Genomic DNA, 20,017 nt, shown 5'->3' on the forward strand with positions numbered 1-20,017 from the left:
TTCCCGGGTGCGCCGCCCGCGTTTGTACACTTAAGTCAAAAGGAAGCGGCGCGCGGGCACACCGCGTGTCAGGTGAGGGTGCGGCGTCGGCGGCGGGGTTCGGGTTCGGGGGTTGGCTCGGTGGGGCCTTCGGCGGCGCGGAGGTCGTGGTAGGCCTTGCGGGTGTGTTCGGTGTGCTCGCGCATGGTCTGGGCGGCCTTGTCCTCGTCGCCGTCGCTGATGGCCTTCACGAGGCGGCTGTGCTCGCGCCAGGAGGCGGCGCCGCGGACGGGGGCCAGCGGGGTGTAGTACCAGCGGACGCGGCGGTCGACCTGAGCGGCGAAGTCGATCAGGAAGCGGTTGCCGGACATCTGGGTGATGAAGGCGTGCAGTTCGCCGTTCGTGCGGACGGCGCCGTCGGTGTCGCCGGACTCGTGGAACGCCGTACCGACCTTGCAGAGCTCTTTGAGCTTGGCCAGGTCTTCCTTGGTGGCGTGCCGAGCGGCCAGGCGAGCGGACTCGGACTCCAGTGCCGCGCGGGCGGCCAGGAGCTGGTCGACCTCGTCTTCGGCCGGGACGTGCACCATGGCGCCGAAGCCGGGCCGCAGGTCCACCCAGCCTTCGTTGTTGAGCCGCTGCAGCGCCTCACGCACGGGCTGCCGGGAAACACCGAGCAGACCGGCCAGCTCGACCTCGACCAGGTGCCGGCCGCGTTCGAGCGTGCCGTCGATGATCATCTCGGTCAGAGCCTCGTACACCGACTCGCGCAACGGTTGCGGCCGCTTGACGTGCCGTACGCCGGCCGGTTCCGCTCCTGTGCTGATGGTCGTCATCGAGGTCCTCCGGTTTGCCTGGGGCAACAGCATGGCACTTGGTAGACAGTCTACCAAGTGCCATGACCGTACATAGTGTTTCGTCGCAGCCTTGGGTCAAGCGATTCAGGCGGCCGATTCCTCGGCGCGCTTCTTCTCGTCGGTGCTGGTCAGCTCGGCGAGCTCGGCATCCAGGTCCACGGGGGTGTCCAGTTCATGCTGCAGCTCCGGGGCATCCGGAAACTGCGGGCGCGCCGCCAGAGCACCGAACCTACGGGTGAAGATCATTGCTTTCCCTTCCTGCTCCCGAGAGGAGCTTTCTTGAATTCTGGCTTCTGTATACATTCAACCAGGTGTACTGACCGGTTATGCCCGCATCTCACGTGATGCGCCTTACATACGGGTCGAATACGAATGCGCTCCGGTACCCGCCAGTCGCCCACCGTCAACAATCAGGTATTCGTCGCGGATCGGGGTCCCCGCCAGCCACGATTCCAGGATCTCGCGGGTACCCGCGGCGTACCGGGCCTGGGCGGACAGCGACGAACCGGAGATGTGCGGGGTCATGCCGTGGTTCGGCATCGTCCGCCACGGGTGGTCGGCCGGGGCCGGCTGCGGGTACCAGACATCACCGGCGTACCCGGCGAGCTGCCCGCTCTCCAGGGCGCTGACGATCGCGTCGCGGTCGGCGATCTTCGCCCGGGCGGTGTTGATCAGGTAAGAACCACGCTTCATCGTCGCCAGCAGCTTCTCCCCGAAGAGCCCCTCCGTCTCCGGGTGCAGCGGCGCGTTGATCGTCACCACGTCACAGTGCGGCACCATCTCGGCCGCGCTCGCGTGGAACGTCAGGTTGAGTTCGCGCTCGACCGACTCCGGCAGCCGGTGCCGGTCGGTGTAATGCAGGTTCACGTCGAACGGCGCGAGCCGCCGCAGTACCGCCGTACCGATCCGTCCGGCGGCGACCGTACCGACGTGCATCCCCTCGAGGTCGTACGACCGCTGTACGCAGTCCGCGATGTTCCAGCCACCGTCGACCACGACCTGGTACGACGGGATGTAGTTCCGCACGAGCCCGAGAATCATCATCACCACGTGCTCGGCGACGCTGATGCTGTTGCAGTAGGTGACCTCGGCAACGGTCACGCCGTGCCGGATCGCCGCATCCAGGTCGACGTGGTCGGAGCCGATGCCGGCGGTGATCGCGAGTTTGAGGTTCGGTGCCTTCGCGATCCGCTCAGCCGTCAGATAGGCCGGCCAGAATGGTTGCGAGATCACCACATCGGCATCCGGCAGTTCTCGATCGAGAACCGAATCGTCGCCGTCCTTGTCCGACGTCACGACCAGCGTGTGCCCCTGACTTTCCAGGAAGCTGCGCAGGCCGAGTTCGCCGGAAACGCTGCCGAGCAATTCGCCCGGTGTGAAGTCGATCGCCTTCGGGGTCGGCGCCGTCTGGCCGCCGGGATACGCGGTGATCGCCGGGATGTCATCGCGGGCATATGACTTCGGATAACCGGTCGCCGGGTCGTCGTACAGAACACAGAGGATCTTCGCCATGATGTGGAATCTCCTTGTTGGTAAGGTGAATCCACAGTCCCGCTGTTAGGTGCCGACGGTCAAAGACTTGCTCGTTATCGCGTGATAGCCAGAACCCATCAAATGCACGTCGAGCAGATCGTCGAGGGCTTTGTGCACACCGGCCTGACGCGCGACATCGAGTAATGCTCTGGCCAGCACGGGTTCCGGGCTGCGGGCGGCGATCACCAGTCCCACCCGCGGTCCGTCGGCCGGGCCCTTCAGTGGTACGACGCGCATTCCGTCCGGTACGCCGAACATGTGCAACCAGGCATGGGAGATCACTGTCGACCAGTGGTTGCCATGCAGGTGGCTGTAGAGGCCCGACACGGTGTCGCTCTCGATGGCCGGTGTGGCGATCGCGCCGTCGTCGGTGAAGTAGCCGTTCATGATCCGGCGGTTGCGCATATCCGGCGACAACAGGCACAACGGCAGCTCGGCAACCTGCGACCACGTTGCCATCGGCACCTCGGCCAGCGGCGAGTGCTGCGGGGTCAGCAGGAGATAGCGCTCCTCGTAGAGCGGCGTCTTGCGAACCTGACCGAGCGTGTCGTCGTCGAGATAGGTCATCGCGACATCAAGGTCGAACTCGGCCAGCTTGTGCGTGATGTCGCGGGACGACAACGACTCGATCGTCACGCGCGCGTTCCCGTGGCGTTCACAGAACGGGGTGGTGAGCAGCGAGACCACCGGCATCGCGGTCGGGATCGCGCCCAGTCGCAGAGTGCCGGTCAGACCGCCGCGGAGGACCGACAACTCGTGTCGCAGTGCGTCCTGCTCGGCGAGGATTCGCTGGGCCCACAGCAGCACCCGCTCACCCTCAGGAGTCAGCCCCTCGAAGCGGCGCCCGCGCCGTACGATCGGTACGTCGAGCTCCTGCTCGAGCTTGCGGATCGCGGCCGAGAGCGACGGCTGCGAGACATAACAAGCATCGGCCGCCCGGGCGAAGTGCTTCTCCCGAGCCAGCGCCACCAGATACTCCAGCTGCCTCAACAGCATCGCGCATACCAGCTGTCTGTATACATAATGCAACTGTACGGACTGGACCAACCTTTGGCTATCTGTGAGCCAGGTCACAATTCGCTGCTGTCTGCTTCGCCGCCCGCCGATCGACGCTCAGGCAAAGGACTTCTTCTTCACGAAAGGCAGCGAGATGCAGAAGGTCGCTTCAACCGACGGCACGGAGATCGCGTACGACGTGGCCGGTAGCGGGCCGGGTCTGGTTCTGATCGCCGGTGCGTTCACCGGCCGGTCGTACTTCACGCCGTACGTCGAGGCGCTGTCGACGGCCTTCACCGTGGTGAACTACGACCGCCGCGGCCGCGGTGACTCCGGCGACACCGCGCCGTACACGGTTGAGCGCGAGTGGGAAGACCTGGCGGCTGTACAGGCGGCAACGGGCGCACGGTTCGCTTGTGCGTTCTCGTCCGGGGTGATGGTGCTGCTGCAATCGGGTGTGCCGTTCGAGCGGCTTGCTGTCGTCGAACCGCCGTTCCGGACCGAGGGCGCACCGCCAGTGCCGGACCGGTACGTCGAGCGGCTGCAGGAGTTTGTTGCCGCTGGAAACCCGGCTGGGGCGGCCGAACTGTTCATGGTCGAAGCGGTCGGTCAGCCGAAGGAGGTGGTCGACCAGATCCGCGAGACGCCGATGTGGACGGGATTGGTCGCCATGGCGCCGACGCTCGTGTACGACGCCCTGCAGCTGCGCGACAGCGCCGTACCGACCGCTCTGCTCGAGTCGATCGCCACACCGACCCTCGCACTCTTCAGCAACGCCAGCCCGGCTTGGCTGCAGGAGTCCGTCCGCCAAACCGCCGCCGCTCTCCCGCATGGGAAAGCCGAAGGACACGAAGGCACCTTCCACACCCTGTCCCCGGAAACCCTCACCCAGGTGCTGGCCGACTACCTCGTCTAGGGAGGTGCCGGGTCCTGGTTGCTGACCCGGCACGCTCTTCGAGTGAAGAAGTGGTCAGCCGAGGACCACCCGGAGAATGCTGCCGTTGGTTTCGCTGATCACCCAGAGGGAGCCGTCGGCGGCGTTGGCTACCGTGCGGATACGGCCCTGCTGGTTGGTGAAGCTGGCGACCGTGTTCCCGTCGCGGACGCCGCCGCGGACCGGGATGGCCCACAGGCGCTGGCCGCGGAGAGCGGCCATCCACATGGTGTTGCGGGAGAAGGCCAGGCCGGACGGGGACGCCTGGGCGGTCGTCCAGGTGGCCTGGGGGTTGATGAAGCGACTGTCGTTGCAGGTGCCTTCGCAGGTCGGCCAACCGTAGTTGCCGCCGGCCCGGATCTGGTTGAGTTCGTCGGTGGTGTTCTGGCCGAGCTCGCTGGCCCAGAGCCGGTTGCCTTCGTCCCAGGCGAGGCCCTGGACGTTGCGGTGCCCGAGGCTGTACACGCGGGTGCCGCTCGGGTTGCCAGGCGCGGGACTGCCGGTCGGGGTGACCCGGAGGATCTTGCCGCCGAGCGAGTTCGGGTTCTGTGCGTTGGCGGTGTTCGCGGCGTCACCGGTGCTGATATAGAGGAAGCCGTCGGGCCCGAAGGCGAGCCGGCCGCCGTTGTGGATGTTGGCCCGCGGGATCCCGGTGACGACGGTCTGCGGGGTACCGAGGGTGGTGCCGTCATAAGTCATCCGGACGACCCGGTTGTCGCCGGAGGCGGTGTGGTAGGCGTAGAGCAGCCGGTCGGTACCGAAGGTCGGTGCGACCGCGATCCCGAGCAGTCCACCTTCGCCGCCGTGCTGGACATTCGGGACGCGGCCGATCTGGCGGACCACGCCGGCCGCGGTGACGTGTTTGATCAGGCCAGTGTCTCGCTCGGAGAGCAGTGCCGAGCCGTCCGGCAGGACCGCGAGGCCCCACGGGGACTGGAACCCACTTGCCACCGTCCCGGCGATCCGGGGTGTCGGTGGCACGGCGGCGACCGCGGACGGTGCGGCTGTCACCAGGAGCAGGGCGGTAATGGAGGCCAGGGCGGAGAGTCGTTTACGCATGAACTCGGGTCCTCACTGTCGATCCCCCTCTTCGGACAGCAAGCCTGCCGCACTTCCGTCCGTGAGGCCACCCACAGTGATGGGAAGATCACTGTGGGCGTTCCATTTGAGTCAGGAGCCGGGTGGGCGGATCAGGCTGGGGAGGGCGGCGGCTAGTTGGTTGTAGGCCGCGAGGACTGGGGGTGGGATGTCGATGTGGTCGAGGTAGTTCTTGCCGCGGGGGCCGTAGCCGGTCGGGGTGTCGTGGAGGCGTTGGATCTCGCCGAGGATGAGGGAGCGGAAGCGTTCGAGGCTCCAGATCTCGGGGTGATCGGGGCCGGCGCTCACGAAGTCGGGGCCGATCCAGGGGATCAGCGGTGAGTGGCTGATGAGGTGCGTGCCGGGGAGGTCGGCGAAGGAGCGCTCGAAGCTGGCGTGGGTTCGCCGTTGCATGGTCGGGTCCTGGATCAGCAGGAGCGTGGCTGGTTCGGTGATCAGGTGCCGGGTGAAGGCTGCGTTCTCGCCGCAGTTCGTCGACTCGTCCTCGACCTCGATGGCTGACGCCGGTACGTCGTACTGCGTGGTGAGGAGGTCGCGGAAGACGTGCGACTCGGGGCGGCCGCCGATCTCGACGGGCAGGCCTCGGCGCGTGACCGCGGTGTCGAGGTGATGGGTCGAATGGCCGATGCCGCCACTGATCAGGATCCGCGCGGACGTGTCGTGGTGGAGTCGCGCGGCGACTTCGACCGACTCCAGTACGGCGGATCCCATCAGCACGATGACGTCGACGTGCTCGACCGGTTCGTCGCGGCGGGCGAGGTAGCGGGAGATGACTGCTTCAGGCACCTGCATCAGTTTGGCATCAGCTGATCCCTCGGAGTGGGACCACGATGTACGCCGAGTGGCCGTCCGGGGTTTCGTTGGGGGAGTGCAGCCCGACGATGTTGACCGGCTTGGTCGGCTCGGTGAAGGAGAAATGCGTGAACGGCGTGCCGAGCGAACTGAGCGCATCCACGAGGTAGCCCGTGTTGAACCCGATCACCAGGGGATCGCCGGTGAGCGTCGCCTCGATCGGCTCGGTGGCCTCGGCCTCCTCGCCGCTACCGGCGCTGAGGATCGCCGTCCCATCGGTGAACTCGAACCGCAGCGGCGACGTGCGCTCCGCGACCAGCGAGACCCGTTTCACCGCCTCGATCAGACTGGCGGTGTCCGCCGTGACCGTCCTGGTGATCGAGCCCGGTGCCGGAATCAGCTTGCGCACCTTGGGGAACTCGGCGTCGATCAGCCGGCTGGTGGCCCGGCGGCCGGCCCCCTCGAACCCGATCAACCCGTCCCCTGTGCGAGTTGAACCGAGTGCGAGGGTGACCTCATGACCGGCCATCGTCCTGGCCAGGCCGGACAGCACCTTGGCCGGGACGAGCGCGTCCGCTTCGATCTCCGGATCGTTCGGCTCCCAGGTGAAACTGCGGACCGCCAGCCGGTAGCGATCCGTGGCCAGCAACGTGATCACCGGCCCGCGGATCTCTACCCGAACCCCGGTGAGGACCGGCAGGGTGTCGTCCCGCCCCGCAGCGGTCACCACCTGAGTGACCGCCCGCGCGAACACCTCACCGCTCACCACCCCGCCGGCGGCCGGAAGCTCCGGCAGTGGCGGGTACTCATCGAGCGGCAGCGTCTGAAGCGCGAACCTGGCGGCACCGCTCGACACCGCGACCCGAGCCCCCTCCGAACTCAGATCCACGGTGTCCCGTGGCATCGCCCGGCAAATGCCGGCCAGCAGCCGCCCCGATACCAGCACCCGGCCGTCGTCCCCGACCTCGGCCGGTAGGGAGACCTGAGCCGAGCTCTCGTAGTCGAACCCGGACACCGTCAGCATCCCGTCGGCCGCCTCGACCGACATCCCGGCCAGAATCGGCACACTCGGCCGGCTCGGCAGCCCTTTGGCCACCCAACCAACCGCCTCGGCGAGCACCTCACGCCCCACTCGAACCTTCACGGTCACCCCTCCCGATCGCGAGGTTCAACCCAATCAGGCGCCACCGACAGTTTCCGTGAATCCCCTGTCAGGCCACGGCCGAACTCAACGGAAGGTGATCGCCTGCAGCCGGCTCGCCTGGCGCCGGCTCAGCACGATCGCGGAGCGTGCGCCCGGAATCACCTGTCCGGGGTCCTGGGTCGCCAGAGCGAGCAGCTGCGGCCAGCGCCGGCAGTGCGTCTCCATACTGCTGGTCCGTACGACGCGTCCGCGCGACCACTGGCCGTCCCGCGCCACCTCACCCGGTACGTCGATCAGGATCAGGTGCAACGGCAGTCCGGCGCGACGCGCACGCCATCCGAGCACTCGCCGTACCCACGGGCGCGTGGCGCAGTCATGGATCACCATGGGGCCGCTGTGCATCGCCTTGAGCACCTGCACGTAGTAGGTCAGGTGCAGCAGCGGACGCCAGTAGGAATAAGGAACAGGACCGAGCACTCGCATCCACTGCGCCCGCAGCCGCTCGGAGTCGAAGACCCGCACGCCACCGTGGTCCTCACCCTCGGGGTAGAGCCGACGCAGCAGTGTGCTCTTGCCGGCTCCCGGAATCCCGGCCAGCACGACCACAGCATCCCCTGAGTACCGAATCTCTTCCTCGGCGCCGACGACCGCCAAGTTCATCATCGCTACCACGTCAGTGCCCTTCCCTAGCCTGCCAATACTCGTTTAGACGAACGGGGTTCCCACCTGGCCCCGTGCCTGCACTAAGAACTCCCTAGGAGTTCCCTGAGAGGAATCACGTCATGGACTGGTCCACCTGGCACGACGACTACGACCGCCCCGGTACGCCGCTCGCCCGCGTGCACCGCGATGTCGGGGATGGGCGGGCTTCGTGCCGGGTGTGAGCCTCTTCACCTTCAGTTCGGCGCGCTCGTAGCACGAACGAACTTGTTCGTAACGAACATGTTCGTTATGGTCGATCCATGACTACTCATCACCCCATTGCGATCATCGGCGCCGGGCTCGGCGGGCTGACGGCTGCGCGGGTTCTGCAGGTGAACGGGATCGAGGCGGCGCTGTTCGAGCTGGAGCCGTCGGCGGAGGCGCGGGTGCAGGGCGGGATGCTCGACATCCACGTGGAGAGCGGGCAGCGGGCACTCCACGCCGCCGGCCTGTACGACGACTTCCGCAAGCTCATCCACGAGGGTGGCGAGGCCATGCGCCTGGTTGGTCGTGATGGCACGGTCCACGCCGCTATGGAGGACGACGGCAACGGTGGACGGCCGGAGGTGGATCGCGGCGACCTGCGCAAGCTGCTGCTGGATTCGCTGCCCCACGGTGCGATCCACTGGGGCAAGAAGGTCACCGGCGTGCGGCCGTTGGACGGCGGGCGCCACCAGGTGTCCTTCGCCGACGGATCCACCATCACCACCGACCTCTTGATCGGTGCCGACGGCGCGTGGTCACGCGTTCGGTCGCTGGTTTCGGATGCAGTGCCGACCTACACCGGCATCTCCTTCGCCGAGTTCGACCTACTGGACGCCGAGGTACGCCACCCACGGAGTGCTGCGCTGATCGGCAGCGGCTTCTTCATCTGCCTGGGTGACGAGCGCGGAATCCTGGCGCACCGCGAGACCGACGGCAGCCTGCATGTCTACGCCGGGCTGAAGGTGGAAGAGGCGTGGGTCGACACCGTCGACCCCACTTCCACCACAGTGCTGCGCTACTTCGACGGCTGGGACGAAGGCCTCCGAGAGCTGATCGCGTCTGCCGACGGTTCCCCGGTGCTGCGCCGCATTCACGCGCTGCCGGTCGGGCATCGCTGGGAGCGCACCGCTGGTGTGACGCTTCTGGGCGACGCCGCTCACCTGATGTCGCCGTTCGCCGGTGAAGGCGCCAACCTGGCGATGTTCGACGGCGCCGAGCTGTCACAGGCGATCGCGGCACACCGCAACGACACCGAGGCTGCACTGACGGCGTACGAGAGCTCTCTCTTCCCGCGCGGTGAGGCCAGCGCTGCGGAGTCCGCTGAGAGCCTGGAGACGATGTTCGCTGCGGACGGTCTGGAACGCATGACTGAGTTCTTCACAGGCGGTGCAGTAGCTTGAGTGCATGCCTGCGCTGAGCCGCCGGGAGCGTCCCGCCAAACCTGCACTGACCCGTGAAGGCATCATCGACACGGCGGTGCGGGTGATGGATAGCGAGGGTCTGCAGCGCGTCACGATGCGCCGCCTCGCGCAGGAGCTCGACACCGGCCCCGCCTCGCTCTACGTGTACGTCGCCAACACCCACGAACTCCATGGCGCGATCCTCGATCGCCTGCTGGCGCAGGTCGACCTGACACCGGCCCAGCACGCAGACGACTGGCGGGAGGCGTTGCAGCAAGTCCTCGGCAGCTACACCGACCTGCTGCTCGCCCACCCGAGCCTGGCGCAGTCCGCGCTCAACACTCGCCCCGACGGACCTAACTACCTAGCGCTGGTCGACAGCTTGCTCGGTCTGCTCGCCGCGGGCCGAGTCCCCGCCGGCCAGGCTGCCTGGGGTTTGGACTACCTCCTTCAGACAGCCACCGCCACGGCCGCGGAACATGCCACCGACGGCAAGGACGGCAACTCCGAAGCCGAGTGGCAACGGCTCAGCGAATCCATCACCAGCGCCTCGGCACAGCGGTTCCCGCACCTGACCGAACACGGCGCCGACCTGCTCTCCGGTGCGCCGTCCGAACGCCGCCGCTGGGCGGTCGACATGCTCATCAACGGCATCATCGCCACGGCCAGGCCCTGACATGCGCACCGATGTGGTCGTAGTCGGCCTGGGAGCGTTCGGTTCGGCAGCGCTGTGGCGGTTGGCTGCTCGCGGCGTGAACGTGGTCGGGATCGAGCGTCAGGCGATCGGTCACCCGCTCGGTTCCTCGCACGGTACGACGCGGCTGTTCCGGGTCGCCTGTATGGAGCACCCCGGGCTGACCGCGATCGCGCGGAAGTCTCTGGAGCTGTGGACCGAGCTGGGGGAGCGGACCGGCGAGACGTACGTCCGGCAGACCGGTTCACTGAACGTCGGCGCGCCCGACAGCAGGCCGGTCAGCGGCGCACTTAGAGCCGCAACCGAGGCCGGCGCGCCAACCACCGACCTGTCTCACCACGAGCTCAAGGCGCGATACCCGCAGTACGGCGGTCTCGCCGCGGGCGATGTCGCCGTACTGGATCCAGGTGCGGGGATCTGCTTCGCCGAACCGATCGTCCGTGCGCACGTCACCGAAGCACGCCGCCTGGGTGCCGAGGTCTACGAGCACACGATGGTGACCGAGATCGAGCAGCGTGCGGACGAGGTGATCGTGCGCACGCCGACGGCCGAGTTCCACGCCGATCAGGTCATCGTGTGTGCGGGCGCCTGGCTGGGGTCGCTGTATCCCGAGCTGCCGCTGACTCCTCGCCGTACGCCGATGTTCTGGTTCGCCCCGAAGGACCCGGACTCGGAGGCGTTCCGGCTCGCGAACTTCCCGTCGTTCATCTGGGAGCTCGCCGACGGACGCGGCCTGTGGGGACACGGCTCCGACGACGGCTTCGGGGTGAAGGTCGGCCTGGAGGGCGACACGTCCCACGTGACCGGCTTCGCCGCCGACGACCTGGACCGCTCGATCCGCCCGATCGAGGACATCGCCGAACTGGCCGCCGCCGTCGCCCATGCCTTCCCCGGCCTCGACCCGGCGCCGGTCCAGGTCATCCCGTGCATGGTCACCGACTCACCCGACGGACAGTTCCTGGCCGGCCGGTACGGCGATCGCGTGGTGGTCGCCGGCGGCGACAGCGGTCACGGCTTCAAACACTGCGGCGGACTCGGCGAACTCCTCGCCCAGATAGCGATGAAGGAGACGCCGTACACGGACGCATCCTTCATCGACCCTCATCGCTTCGGACCTTCCGTGCCCTAGGTTTCGAGCATGACCGTCGACTTGCTGAACCCGGACGACCTGCCGACCCCGACGATGTACAGCCACGTGGCGATCGCCACCGGCACCAAGCTGGTCTTCATCGCCGGGCAGGAGCCGGAAGATCTCCAAGGCGAACTGGTCGGCCCCGGCGACCTCGCCGTCCAGGCCCGGCAGACGTTCGCGAACCTGTCCCGCGCCCTGGCCGCGGCCGGCGCCCGACCCGATCAGGTCACCCGGCTCGGCATCTACCTGGTCGGCTACCTCCGCGAACACCAGGCGATCGTCCAGGCAGCCCGCTACGAAGTGTTCGGCGACCACAAGCCGACCGACGTCATGATCGGCGTCGCGGCCCTCGCCCGCCCCGAGCAACTCATCGAGGTGGAGGCCATCGCGGTCATCTGACCGCCTGAAGCTGCGTACTCGCAGGTCAGGGGGTGGTTTGCGCGCCAGGCAGGACTCGAACCTGCGACCAACGGATTAGAAGTCCGACGCTCTATCCAGCTGAGCTACTGGCGCATGCCAGGAAGAGTCTGTCAGATGGGCGGGTGATCGCGCTGCCGGGTTACCGGGTGTGGCGTGCTTCGGCGGTGGGGAAGTACAGGGTTGTCGTTCCATCCCGGTAACGCCGCGTGGGCGGTTCTGCCCTCGGGTGGATGATCCAACTAGGCTGCGGGCATGAGTTACCCCTCACCAGGCCCGGCCGGGTCGCCGCAACCCGCGGCGTCGTCGGCGTACCCGCCCGGCGGACAGTACCCACAGCCGAACGTGCTCGGGAACCATCCGGTCCCTGGGCAGCAGCGGAACCGGCGGGTTCTGATCGGCATCGTGATCGCCGTGCTGATGGCGATCGCCGGGCTGGCGATCTTCGCGATCGTGGCGAACTCGACGGGTGCGGGTGGTTTCACCTGGGGGATGGCGTTCGCGATGGTCCCGGTGATCCCGGTGATCGGGCTCTACCTCTGGCTGGACCGTTACGAACCGGAGCCGACCAAGTACATTCTGTTCGCGCTCTGCTGGGGTGCCTTCATCGCGACGCTGGTCGCGATCTTCATCAACACCGAGGTCGCGAAGCAACTGGCCGAGACCGGCGCCGGCGGCGACCGGTCGGCCGTCTTCGTCGCCCCGCCGGTGGAGGAGTTCGCCAAGGGTTCCGTGATCCTGCTGCTGGCGCTGGTGCGCCGCAAGGAGTTCGACGGCATCATCGACGGTCTGGTGTACGCCGGGATGGTCGGTGTCGGCTTCGCCTTCACCGAGAACATCCTCTACTACGGCCGCATCTTCAGTGAGCTGTCCCACGAGGCCGGCAGCGACGAAGGCCTGCGTGGCGTCCTTGTCCTCTTCGTCCTGCGCGGCGTGATGTCGCCGTTCGCGCATCCACTCTTCACCTCCTTCACTGCAATCGGGATCGGCATCGCCGTCCGCCATCGCAGTACGGCGGTGCGGTACCTGGCCCCGGTCGTTGGCTACCTGGCCGCCGTACTCGCGCACGCAGCCTGGAACGCCTCGGCCAGCTGGGCCGAGGGCACCGGCTTCCTGGTGGCCTACTTCCTGCTGATGGTGCCGATCTTCATCGGCATGGTTGCGTTCGCACTGGTACTGCGGTCCCGCGAAGGCAAGATGATCGCCTCGCGGCTCTACGACTACGTGCGGTTCGGCTGGATGGTCGCCCCGGAAGTACCACTGATCGCCACGATGCGCGGCCGCAAGGCCCTCCGCCAGAACGCCCGGCGGTACGGCGGCCAGGCCGAGGCTGCTGCCAAGGCGTTCCAGCAGAACGCGACCGACCTCGCCTACCTGCGGGACAAGATCGTCCGCCAGGTGATCGGGCCCGAGGCGCTGCAGGACGAGAAGCGGCTACTCGACGAGCTACGCGCCCGGCGAGCCAGCGTCCCCTTCCCGCCGATGCCGGCCTTCCCCCAGGCGATGCCCCCGGGCGAACCAGGTGGTCCCGGGATGCCGGGACCGGGCGGTCCCGGGGTGCAGGACGCACCGATCGGGTACGGCGCGCCGCAGCCTGACCCGGGTGGTTACGGAGCGCCCCAGCCGGGGTATCCCTCGGGGCAACCCGGTTACCCAGCGGGCCAGCCCGGTTACCCATCGGGACCCCCTGGTTCGCAAGGATCGCCGGGAGGATACGGTCCGTATCCACCATCGCAGTGACTGCCACCCGTCCACGCCGCCAAACGGGGATGACGATGACTTTGCTTCTGTGCTGTCCGACCGGGCACTCTGTGCTCGTGGGCGGACGCCGTGGCTGACATCAAGTCAGCAGCTGGTGAAGGTCCGGAGCCACAGGTTCCGGGCCGGGACCAGCCTGCCCAGGAGCTGGCCAACTTGATCGCGCAGTCCGAGGCCGGTGCCAAAGGCAAGGGCTTCTGGCGCCGCCGCCGCCGCAAGAACACCACCCCCGAGCCCACACCAGCCCCCGAGCAGAAGCAGCCCGCCGAGCCCGCGACCGACGTGCCCAACGAGGCTGCCCAGGCGCCGACCGGTGGTGAGTCCGCCGGGGCAACCGGTACGGCGAGCGGTGAGCCGGCGGAGACTGCTGAGTCGGCGACCGGGAAGTCCGCGGAGGCTGCTGAGGACAAGAGCAGTGCGTCCGAGGCTGGTGAGTCTGCGAGCAGCGGGTCCAAGGGATCTACCGAGCCTGCGGCCGGCGGTTCCGACGGGGCTGCTGAGTCTGCGGCCGGCGGTTCTGAGGCGGCTGCTGCGCCCGCTAGCGGTGCGGACGTGAAGGCTGACGGTTCGGGTGCGGATGAGTCTGCCAAGTCGGGCGACGCGGCAATTGAGGATGGCGCCGAGGTGTCTGCAGGCGACAGCTCCGCCGAGGTGAGTGCCCCGGAGACTCGTGAGGGTGAGCCGAAGGACGGGAGTTCCGCCGAGGCGGCCGAATCGGCTGATGGTGGTTCGGGCGGCGGGGTGCGTGCTGATGCCGAGGATGGTGCGGCGGAGGTAGTCGGCGAGGACGCCGCCGAGAGCGTGGACAAAGCTGAGAACGCGGGCGAGGGTGTGGCGGCGAAGGGTGAGCGGCCGCGGCCGACTGTTGGTGTGGTATACGAGCCGGATGAGTCTCCGGACGGGTTCCCGCTCGAGTACGGCAACATCATCGTGGGGCTCCCCAAACAAGCTGATGGATCGTCGGTCGAGGTCGACGAGGAGCGGGCGTACGCGGAAGAGCTAGCCGCTGTCCAGTCCGCAGGCATGGAGTCGGCGCAGGACGAGGTCGAGGAGCCGGCCGAGCAGGCAGCAGCCGACGAGGCCGGCGAAGAGGCCGAGCAGGCCGCAGCCGACGAGCCTGGCGAAGATGTCGCGCAGGCCGGGCAGGCTGCAACCGACCAGCCCGGCGAAGAGACCACGCAGGCCGTCGAAGCCGCGGAGGCCACGGAGGCCGCCTCGGAGCAGTCTGCGGCCGAGGCTGAGCCGACGTCCGACCACTCTTCGGACGAGGTCGAGACGGCTGAGGCGCCGGAGGGCGCGGTCGTCGAGGATTCGAGTGAGTCGGCTGAGTCGGCCGCTGGTGACGAGTCTGCGGATGACGTTGCGGAGCCGGTAGCCGAGGAGCCTGCCGACGAGAAGTCGGCCGAAGATGGCGCTCGGGCGACCGCGGACGGCGGGCAGGCGTCGGATGGCGAGCAGACGTCGAGCGATGCTGAGGTGGCGTCGGGCGCGGAGCCGGCGGCTGCGGTTGCCGAGGAGGCAGCTGAGGGCGGGTCCGGTGGTGGGGCCGCGGAGACTGCTGCAGGTGAGGCTGCGGAGGATGTGGCTGGCACCGAGGCAGACGCCGAGCAGGGTTCGGCTGCGGAGGATGCCGTAGAGGGTGCTCAGGAGTCCGCTGACGCAGGTTCGGCTGAGGAGCCCGAGGGCGAGTCCGACCGGGAGTCGGCTGACGCAGGTTCGGCTGAGGAGGGCGGGGACGAGTCCGACCGGGAGTCGGCTGACGCGGGATCGGCTGAGGAGGGCGGGGACGAGTCCGACCGGGAGTCGGCTGAGGTGGCTTCGGCTGAAGGGGCTGCTGAGGGCGACTCTGGTGGTGAGGTCGCCGAGAGTGCCGCGGGTGAGGCTGCGGAGGATGTGGTCGCCGAGGAGGCGGACGGCGAGCAGGCGTCGGATGACGCTGAAGTGGCATCGGCCGAGGCGGACTCGGCTGAGGAGTCCGATCAGGAGTCTGCTGACGAGCCCGCCGAAGAGCCTTCGGAGGATGCTGAGGCGGTTGAGGTTGAGCTGACTGCTGAGGAGTTGGCTGAGCGGTTGGCGGCTGAGCAGGCTGCTATGGCGCTGATTACCTCGTTGATGAAGTTGCGGGGGGCGCTGGCTGGGAGTCGGTTGCCTTTGGATGTTGTGGGGGCTGATGAGGCTCGGCAGCAGCAGAAGGCGATGCTGGATCAGCTCGACGACTACATCTTGCCGCGGCTCGTGCAGCTGGAAGCTCCGATTCTGGCTGTGGTGGGTGGGTCCACCGGGGCCGGCAAGTCGACCTTGGTGAACTCGGTGATCGGGAAGGTCGTGAGCGAGCCGGGTGTACTGCGGCCGACTACGCGGTCGCCGGTGCTGATTCATCACCCGGCTGATGCGGACTGGTTCATCGGCGACCGGGTGTTGCCGGGGATGGCGCGGACTACCGCGGAGAGCCCCGGAGGCATGGAGGATCCAGGGCAGCTGCGGTTGGTTGCTTCGGACACTGTGCCGCGTGGGCTTGCGGTTCTGGACGCACCGGATATCGACTCGGTCGTCGAGGCGAACCGGGACCTGGCTACCCAACTGCTTGCGGCTGCTGACCTCTGGTTGTTCGTGACGACGGCGGCGCGGTACTCGGATGCGGTGCCGTGGGAGTTCCTGCAGAGTGCGTCGGATCGCAGTACGGCGGTTGCCGTGGTGCTCGACCGCGCACCGGCGGAGACGATCGACGACATCACGGGGCACCTGGCGCAGATGCTGCTGGAGCGTGGGCTCGGCGACTCGCCGCTGTTCTCGATTCGGGAGACGGTTGTCGACGGCAACGGAATGCTGCCGGGCGAGACGGTTGCCTCGATCAAGGACTGGCTGGTCGACCTGGCGGCCGACGCCGAGGCGCGGGCGGCGGTTGTGCGGCGGACGCTTCATGGCGCGGTCACCTCGATGGTGAAGACGACGCCGCCGTTCGCCGCGGCGGTGCGGGCCCAGGGAGACACCGCGGTCGAACTGCGGTCGAGTGTCGAGGCGGCGTACGACCAGGCGGTTAAGGACATCGCGACCTCGACCCAGGACGCGAGCCTGTTGCGTGGTGAGGTGCTGGCCAGGTGGCAGGAGTTCGTCGGGACGGGCGAGCTGCTGAAGGGTCTGCAAGGTAACTCGGGCAAGCTGCGCGAGAAGGTGAAGAAGTCGATCGCCGCGACGCCGGCGCCGACCCGCGATCTGAACGATGCGATCGAGTCTGGGTTGTCGTCGTTGCTGGTCGAGCAGGCCGAGGCGGCTGCCGAGCGCGCGGAGAAGATCTGGCAGGCGACGCCCGCCGGACGCCAACTGCTCGCGGTGGCCCGGTCCGCGGCTGAGCCGGACACGGAGACCGGGGCGGACACATCGACCGACTCCGAGATCGCCCTCGGGGCGATGTCTCCGGAGTTCCAGGCGAACGCCGAGCGGGCTGTGCGGGAGTGGCAGGCCGGTGTGCTCGACCTGGTGCGCCAGGTCGGTACCGAGAAGCGGCTGGCGGCGCGCATCCTGGATGCCGGGGTGAACGGGCTGTCGTTGTCGGTCATGGTGGTCCTTTTTGCCGAGAATGCGGGCATTCCGACCGGTGCCGAGGCGAGTATCGGGGTCGGTAGCGCGGTCGTCGGGCAGAAGCTGCTGACCGCGGTCTTCGGCGACGCGGCCGTCCAGACCCTGATGTCGAAGGCACGCGCTGATCTTGACGGTAAGGTTCATGCCTTGATGGATGCCGAATTCGCCCGGTATCTGGCTGTCCTCGACCAGCATCCGGTCGATCCCGAGGCTGCCAGGCAACTGACCGAGGCCGCGCGCGCGGTGGAGGACTGCACGTGACGGAAACGACGGAGACGGTCAAAGGCCCGGTACGGGGTGCGACCGACGTCCTGACCAAGATCGACGCTCTCGAGAAGGCTTCGGCCGCCGGCCAGGGCCGGCTCGATCCGGTGGTGCTGTCCGAGGCCACCCAGATCGTCGACCGCGCCGGGCAACGGCTGCGGATGTCGGGTGAGCTGACCGTGGTCGCGCTGGCCGGCGCCACCGGATCCGGGAAGTCGTCGCTGTTCAACGCGATGACCGGCCTGGACCTGGCCGCGATCGGGACCCGCCGCCCGACGAGCTCGATGCCGCTGGCCTGTGTCTGGGGTGAGGAGCCGGCCGGTGAGGTGCTGAACTGGTTGGGTATCCCGCGCCGGCACCAGGTGCAGCACCGCAGCTCGCTGGAGGACGCGCAGTCGGAGGACCTCGACGGCCTGATCCTGCTCGACCTGCCCGACCATGACTCGATCGAGGTCGAGCACCGGTTGATCGTCGACCGTCTGGTCGAGCTGGTCGACATGCTGGTCTGGGTCGTCGATCCGCAGAAGTACGCCGATGCGGCCCTGCATGATCGCTACATCAAGCCCTATGCCTCGCACTCTGGGGTGATGGTCTTCGCGTTGAACCACGTCGACAAGCTCACCCCGGACCAGCGGAAGAGCTGCCTGAACGACCTCGAGCGACTGCTGAAGACCGACGGCCTGAAGGCGCCGACGGTCGTCGCGACCTCGGCGGTCAGTGGCGACGGACTGGACGAGGTGCGCGGCCTGCTGGTCAAGCGGGTCAGCAACAAGCGCTCGGCCCGGGAGCGGATCGCCGCCGACGTGGATCGCGTCGCGGACCGGATGGCGAAGCAGTGCGGCACGGCCAAGACGCCGGAGATCGCCGAGGCCGAGGTCACCGAACTGGTCGAGGCACTCTCGGATGCGAGCGGTCTGCCAGTCGTGGTCGACGCCGTACGCCGGTCCTACCTGCAGCGTGCGCAGGCCGCGACCGGATGGCCGTTGACGAAGTGGATCGGTCGGTTCCGCCCGGATCCGCTCCGCGGACTGCAGCTCGATGAGGTCTCCCGCCAGCAGGGCAAGGCGTTGCGTAAGTCCGCGACGAGCGAGGTCGCGAGTGCGCGCATCTCGTTGCCCGCGGCAACACCGGTGCAGCGGGCCCGGATGGACAGTGCGGTCCGCACGATCACCGACCGGGCCGCGGCAGGTCTGTCGCGGCCATGGGCCGATTCCGTGCGGACGCAGATCCGGCGTCGTGAGGAGTCGCTCGGCGACGAGCTCGACCAGGCCGTGGCCCGGACCGACCTTGGCAATACCACCAACCCGGGTTGGTGGGGTGCTGCGAAGTTCGTCCAGTGGTTGCTGTTCCTGGTGGCGCTCGGTGGTGCGGCTTGGTTGCTTGCGGCACTGGTGGCGCGGATCGCCGATGCCGGCGATGTGCCGCTGCCGGGCGCGGGTGGAATCGCCTACGCGTGGATCATGCTGGTCGGTGGTGCAGCCCTCGGCCTCGGCCTCGCGGTGCTGTGCCGGCTGGCGGCTGTCAGCGGCGCTGCGCGGCGGGCCAGGGCAGCTGAGCAGGCGCTGCGCAGTGAGCTCGAGAAGGTTGCCGACAGCCACGTCGTGGCGCCGGCCCGGGCCGAGCTCGATGCCTACAGCACCTGCCGCGACGCCCTCGCGATCGCCCGCGGCTAGACCTCGCCGAGGCTGACGAAGAAGGTCCGGATGTCCTCGGCGAGGAGATCCGGCACCTCCATCGCGGCGAAGTGCCCGCCGCGATCGAACTCGGACCAGTGCCTGACGTCGTACAGCCGCTCGGCCAGTGGCCGCACCGACTGGGTGATGTCGTAGGGGAAGACGGCGACCCCGAGCGGGACTGGGCATGGTTGAGCTCCTCTTGGTGTCTCGTGGTGCAGCCGCGCCGAGGAAGCTGCGGTGGCCGTCAACCAGTAGAGCGAGATACCGGTGAGCAGCCGATCGTCGGTGATGGTGGAACGCGGATCCGTCCACTGTGCGAAGCGCTCGGCGATCCAGACCAGCTGACCGACCGGCGAGTCGGTCAGCGCGTACCCGATGGTCTGCGGGGTGAGTGCCTGCAGAGCCTGGTACGGCGGACGATTCGCCATCAGCTCCCGCACCTTCTGCAGGCGGGCTTCGTCGACAGGGGACAGGTCGACCTCGGCGCTCGGATCCGGCCGTGTCGGGAGGTAGTTGACGTGCACCCCAACCACTTGCTCGGGAGCCGCCGCTCCGAGGGCCATCGAGATTCCTGACCCGAAGTCGCCGCCCTGTGCGCCGTACCGCTCGTAACCGAGGCGGCGCATCAGCTCGGCCCAGGCCAGCGCGATCCGGTCGACGCTCCAGCCGCGCTCGTGGGTCGGCCCGGAGAAGCCGTATCCAGGGATCGACGGAATCACCAGGTGGAAGTCGCGTGACAACGGCTCGATCACGTCGAGGAACTCGAGGAACGAACCCGGCCAGCCGTGGGTCAGGATCAGGGGGAGCGCGTCTGGTCGCGACGATCTGACGTGGACGAAGTGGATGGTCTGGCCGTCGATCTCGGTACGGAAGTGCAGTAACTCGTTCAGCGCGGCCTCGTGTTTGCGCCAGTCGTAGCCGGTGCGCCAATAGTCGGCAAGCTCCTGGAGCCGCGCCAGCGGGAAGCCGTAGTCGGACCCGGCGCCGGTCACCTCGTTCGGCCAGCGGGTGCGACTCAGGCGGTCGGTCAGGTCGTCGAGGTCGGCTTGGGGGACGGCGATGTGGAAGGGGGTGATCATG

The 20,017-nt window shown here is 68.0% G+C and carries 17 protein-coding genes and 1 tRNA gene; 8 read left to right on the forward strand and 10 right to left on the reverse strand.

The features are described from left to right. Positions 1 to 68: 68 nt before the first annotated feature. The 4 genes from ABD231_RS29825 to ABD231_RS29840 all read right to left on the reverse strand — a co-directional run bounded on the left by ABD231_RS29825 (position 69) and on the right by ABD231_RS29840 (position 3,362). Positions 69 to 812 (reverse strand): GntR family transcriptional regulator, encoded by a 744-nt coding sequence (locus tag ABD231_RS29825; protein ID WP_344159105.1) that lies wholly within the window; start codon positions 810 to 812, stop codon positions 69 to 71. A gap of 105 nt (positions 813 to 917) precedes the next feature. Beyond that, positions 918 to 1,079 carry a hypothetical protein gene (locus ABD231_RS29830; protein ID WP_344159107.1) on the reverse strand — a complete coding sequence of 54 codons (162 nt, stop codon included), beginning with the start codon at positions 1,077 to 1,079 and terminating at the stop codon, positions 918 to 920. 105 nt (positions 1,080 to 1,184) lie between these two features. Continuing rightward, a complete protein-coding gene (locus ABD231_RS29835; RefSeq protein ID WP_344159109.1) occupies positions 1,185 to 2,345 on the reverse strand; it encodes an NAD-dependent formate dehydrogenase in 1,161 nt (386 codons plus the stop codon). 45 nt (positions 2,346 to 2,390) lie between these two features. Next, a complete protein-coding gene (locus tag ABD231_RS29840) occupies positions 2,391 to 3,362 on the reverse strand; it encodes a LysR family transcriptional regulator (RefSeq protein WP_344159111.1) in 972 nt (323 codons plus the stop codon). Between the two features lie 64 nt (positions 3,363 to 3,426). Between ABD231_RS29840 and ABD231_RS29845 the strand changes: the two genes are divergently transcribed. After that, positions 3,427 to 4,278 (forward strand): alpha/beta fold hydrolase, encoded by an 852-nt coding sequence (locus ABD231_RS29845; protein ID WP_344159113.1) that lies wholly within the window; start codon positions 3,427 to 3,429, stop codon positions 4,276 to 4,278. Between the two features lie 54 nt (positions 4,279 to 4,332). On the opposite strand, the gene ABD231_RS29850 is transcribed toward ABD231_RS29845, so the two are convergent. The 4 genes from ABD231_RS29850 to ABD231_RS29865 form a co-directional block, all read right to left on the reverse strand. Further along, positions 4,333 to 5,355 (reverse strand): PQQ-dependent sugar dehydrogenase, encoded by a 1,023-nt coding sequence (locus ABD231_RS29850; protein ID WP_344159115.1) that lies wholly within the window; start codon positions 5,353 to 5,355, stop codon positions 4,333 to 4,335. A gap of 111 nt (positions 5,356 to 5,466) precedes the next feature. Next, positions 5,467 to 6,180: a YdcF family protein gene (locus ABD231_RS29855; RefSeq protein WP_425554219.1), complete on the reverse strand. Its 714-nt coding sequence runs from the start codon at positions 6,178 to 6,180 to the stop codon at positions 5,467 to 5,469. Between the two features lie 16 nt (positions 6,181 to 6,196). Further along, the gene (dnaN, locus tag ABD231_RS29860) at positions 6,197 to 7,330 is read right to left on the reverse strand and encodes a DNA polymerase III subunit beta (protein ID WP_344159117.1); all 1,134 of its coding nucleotides are present in this window, start codon (positions 7,328 to 7,330) and stop codon (positions 6,197 to 6,199) included. 84 nt (positions 7,331 to 7,414) lie between these two features. Then, positions 7,415 to 7,993 (reverse strand): AAA family ATPase, encoded by a 579-nt coding sequence (locus ABD231_RS29865; protein WP_344159119.1) that lies wholly within the window; start codon positions 7,991 to 7,993, stop codon positions 7,415 to 7,417. A gap of 299 nt (positions 7,994 to 8,292) precedes the next feature. Here ABD231_RS29865 and ABD231_RS29870 point away from each other — a divergent pair, with 299 nt between their 5' ends. Genes ABD231_RS29870 through ABD231_RS29885 form a run of 4 tightly spaced genes read left to right on the forward strand, consistent with a single transcriptional unit; the run spans position 8,293 to position 11,642 of the window. Further along, positions 8,293 to 9,417 (forward strand): FAD-dependent oxidoreductase, encoded by a 1,125-nt coding sequence (locus ABD231_RS29870; protein WP_344159121.1) that lies wholly within the window; start codon positions 8,293 to 8,295, stop codon positions 9,415 to 9,417. Positions 9,418 to 9,421: 4 nt separating this feature from the next. Then, positions 9,422 to 10,093: a TetR/AcrR family transcriptional regulator gene (locus ABD231_RS29875; protein WP_344159123.1), complete on the forward strand. Its 672-nt coding sequence runs from the start codon at positions 9,422 to 9,424 to the stop codon at positions 10,091 to 10,093. A 1-nt stretch (position 10,094) separates the two neighbouring features. Then, complete coding sequence (gene solA, locus ABD231_RS29880) at positions 10,095 to 11,240, forward strand: N-methyl-L-tryptophan oxidase (RefSeq protein WP_344159125.1); 1,146 nt, start codon at positions 10,095 to 10,097, stop codon at positions 11,238 to 11,240. 9 nt (positions 11,241 to 11,249) lie between these two features. Further along, on the forward strand, positions 11,250 to 11,642 hold the full coding sequence (locus ABD231_RS29885) for a RidA family protein (RefSeq protein WP_344159127.1): 393 nt from the start codon (positions 11,250 to 11,252) through the stop codon (positions 11,640 to 11,642). Between the two features lie 40 nt (positions 11,643 to 11,682). Here the strand turns inward: ABD231_RS29885 and ABD231_RS29890 are convergent. Continuing rightward, positions 11,683 to 11,756 (reverse strand) — tRNA-Arg (locus ABD231_RS29890). A gap of 159 nt (positions 11,757 to 11,915) precedes the next feature. Here ABD231_RS29890 and ABD231_RS29895 point away from each other — a divergent pair. The 3 genes from ABD231_RS29895 (at position 11,916) to ABD231_RS29905 (ending at position 18,934) form a co-directional block, all read left to right on the forward strand. After that, positions 11,916 to 13,400, forward strand: a complete 1,485-nt coding sequence (locus ABD231_RS29895) for a PrsW family glutamic-type intramembrane protease (RefSeq protein WP_344159129.1) — start codon at positions 11,916 to 11,918, stop codon at positions 13,398 to 13,400. Positions 13,401 to 13,490: 90 nt separating this feature from the next. Continuing rightward, entirely contained in the window at positions 13,491 to 17,258 is a 3,768-nt protein-coding gene (locus tag ABD231_RS29900) for an AAA family ATPase (protein WP_344159131.1), read from the forward strand. Further along, on the forward strand, positions 17,255 to 18,934 hold the full coding sequence (locus ABD231_RS29905; protein ID WP_344159133.1) for a GTPase: 1,680 nt from the start codon (positions 17,255 to 17,257) through the stop codon (positions 18,932 to 18,934). The genes ABD231_RS29900 and ABD231_RS29905 overlap by 4 nt, the downstream gene beginning before the upstream one ends. On the opposite strand, the gene ABD231_RS29910 is transcribed toward ABD231_RS29905, so the two are convergent. Beyond that, positions 18,931 to 20,016: an epoxide hydrolase family protein gene (locus tag ABD231_RS29910; RefSeq protein WP_344159135.1), complete on the reverse strand. Its 1,086-nt coding sequence runs from the start codon at positions 20,014 to 20,016 to the stop codon at positions 18,931 to 18,933. The two genes, ABD231_RS29905 and ABD231_RS29910, sit on opposite strands and share 4 nt — an antisense overlap. Position 20,017: the final 1 nt, after the last annotated feature.

The sequence above is a fragment of the Kribbella yunnanensis genome, assembly GCF_039529655.1.
Taxonomy (GTDB): domain Bacteria; phylum Actinomycetota; class Actinomycetes; order Propionibacteriales; family Kribbellaceae; genus Kribbella; species Kribbella yunnanensis.

What these genes read in the sequence shown, in the direction of transcription:
- ABD231_RS29840 (WP_344159111.1), bottom strand. Translation starts at nt 3,362, where the DNA reads ATGCTGTTGAGGCAGCTGGAGTATCTGGTGGCGCTGGCTCGGGAGAAG.
- ABD231_RS29835 (WP_344159109.1), bottom strand. Translation starts at nt 2,345, where the DNA reads ATGGCGAAGATCCTCTGTGTTCTGTACGACGACCCGGCGACCGGTTAT.
- ABD231_RS29870 (WP_344159121.1), top strand. Translation starts at nt 8,293, where the DNA reads ATGACTACTCATCACCCCATTGCGATCATCGGCGCCGGGCTCGGCGGG.
- ABD231_RS29865 (WP_344159119.1), bottom strand. Translation starts at nt 7,993, where the DNA reads ATGATGAACTTGGCGGTCGTCGGCGCCGAGGAAGAGATTCGGTACTCA.
- ABD231_RS29875 (WP_344159123.1), top strand. Translation starts at nt 9,422, where the DNA reads ATGCCTGCGCTGAGCCGCCGGGAGCGTCCCGCCAAACCTGCACTGACC.
- ABD231_RS29850 (WP_344159115.1), bottom strand. Translation starts at nt 5,355, where the DNA reads ATGCGTAAACGACTCTCCGCCCTGGCCTCCATTACCGCCCTGCTCCTG.
- ABD231_RS29885 (WP_344159127.1), top strand. Translation starts at nt 11,250, where the DNA reads ATGACCGTCGACTTGCTGAACCCGGACGACCTGCCGACCCCGACGATG.
- ABD231_RS29830 (WP_344159107.1), bottom strand. Translation starts at nt 1,079, where the DNA reads ATGATCTTCACCCGTAGGTTCGGTGCTCTGGCGGCGCGCCCGCAGTTT.
- solA (WP_344159125.1), top strand. Translation starts at nt 10,095, where the DNA reads ATGCGCACCGATGTGGTCGTAGTCGGCCTGGGAGCGTTCGGTTCGGCA.
- ABD231_RS29910 (WP_344159135.1), bottom strand. Translation starts at nt 20,016, where the DNA reads ATGATCACCCCCTTCCACATCGCCGTCCCCCAAGCCGACCTCGACGAC.
- ABD231_RS29895 (WP_344159129.1), top strand. Translation starts at nt 11,916, where the DNA reads ATGAGTTACCCCTCACCAGGCCCGGCCGGGTCGCCGCAACCCGCGGCG.
- ABD231_RS29825 (WP_344159105.1), bottom strand. Translation starts at nt 812, where the DNA reads ATGACGACCATCAGCACAGGAGCGGAACCGGCCGGCGTACGGCACGTC.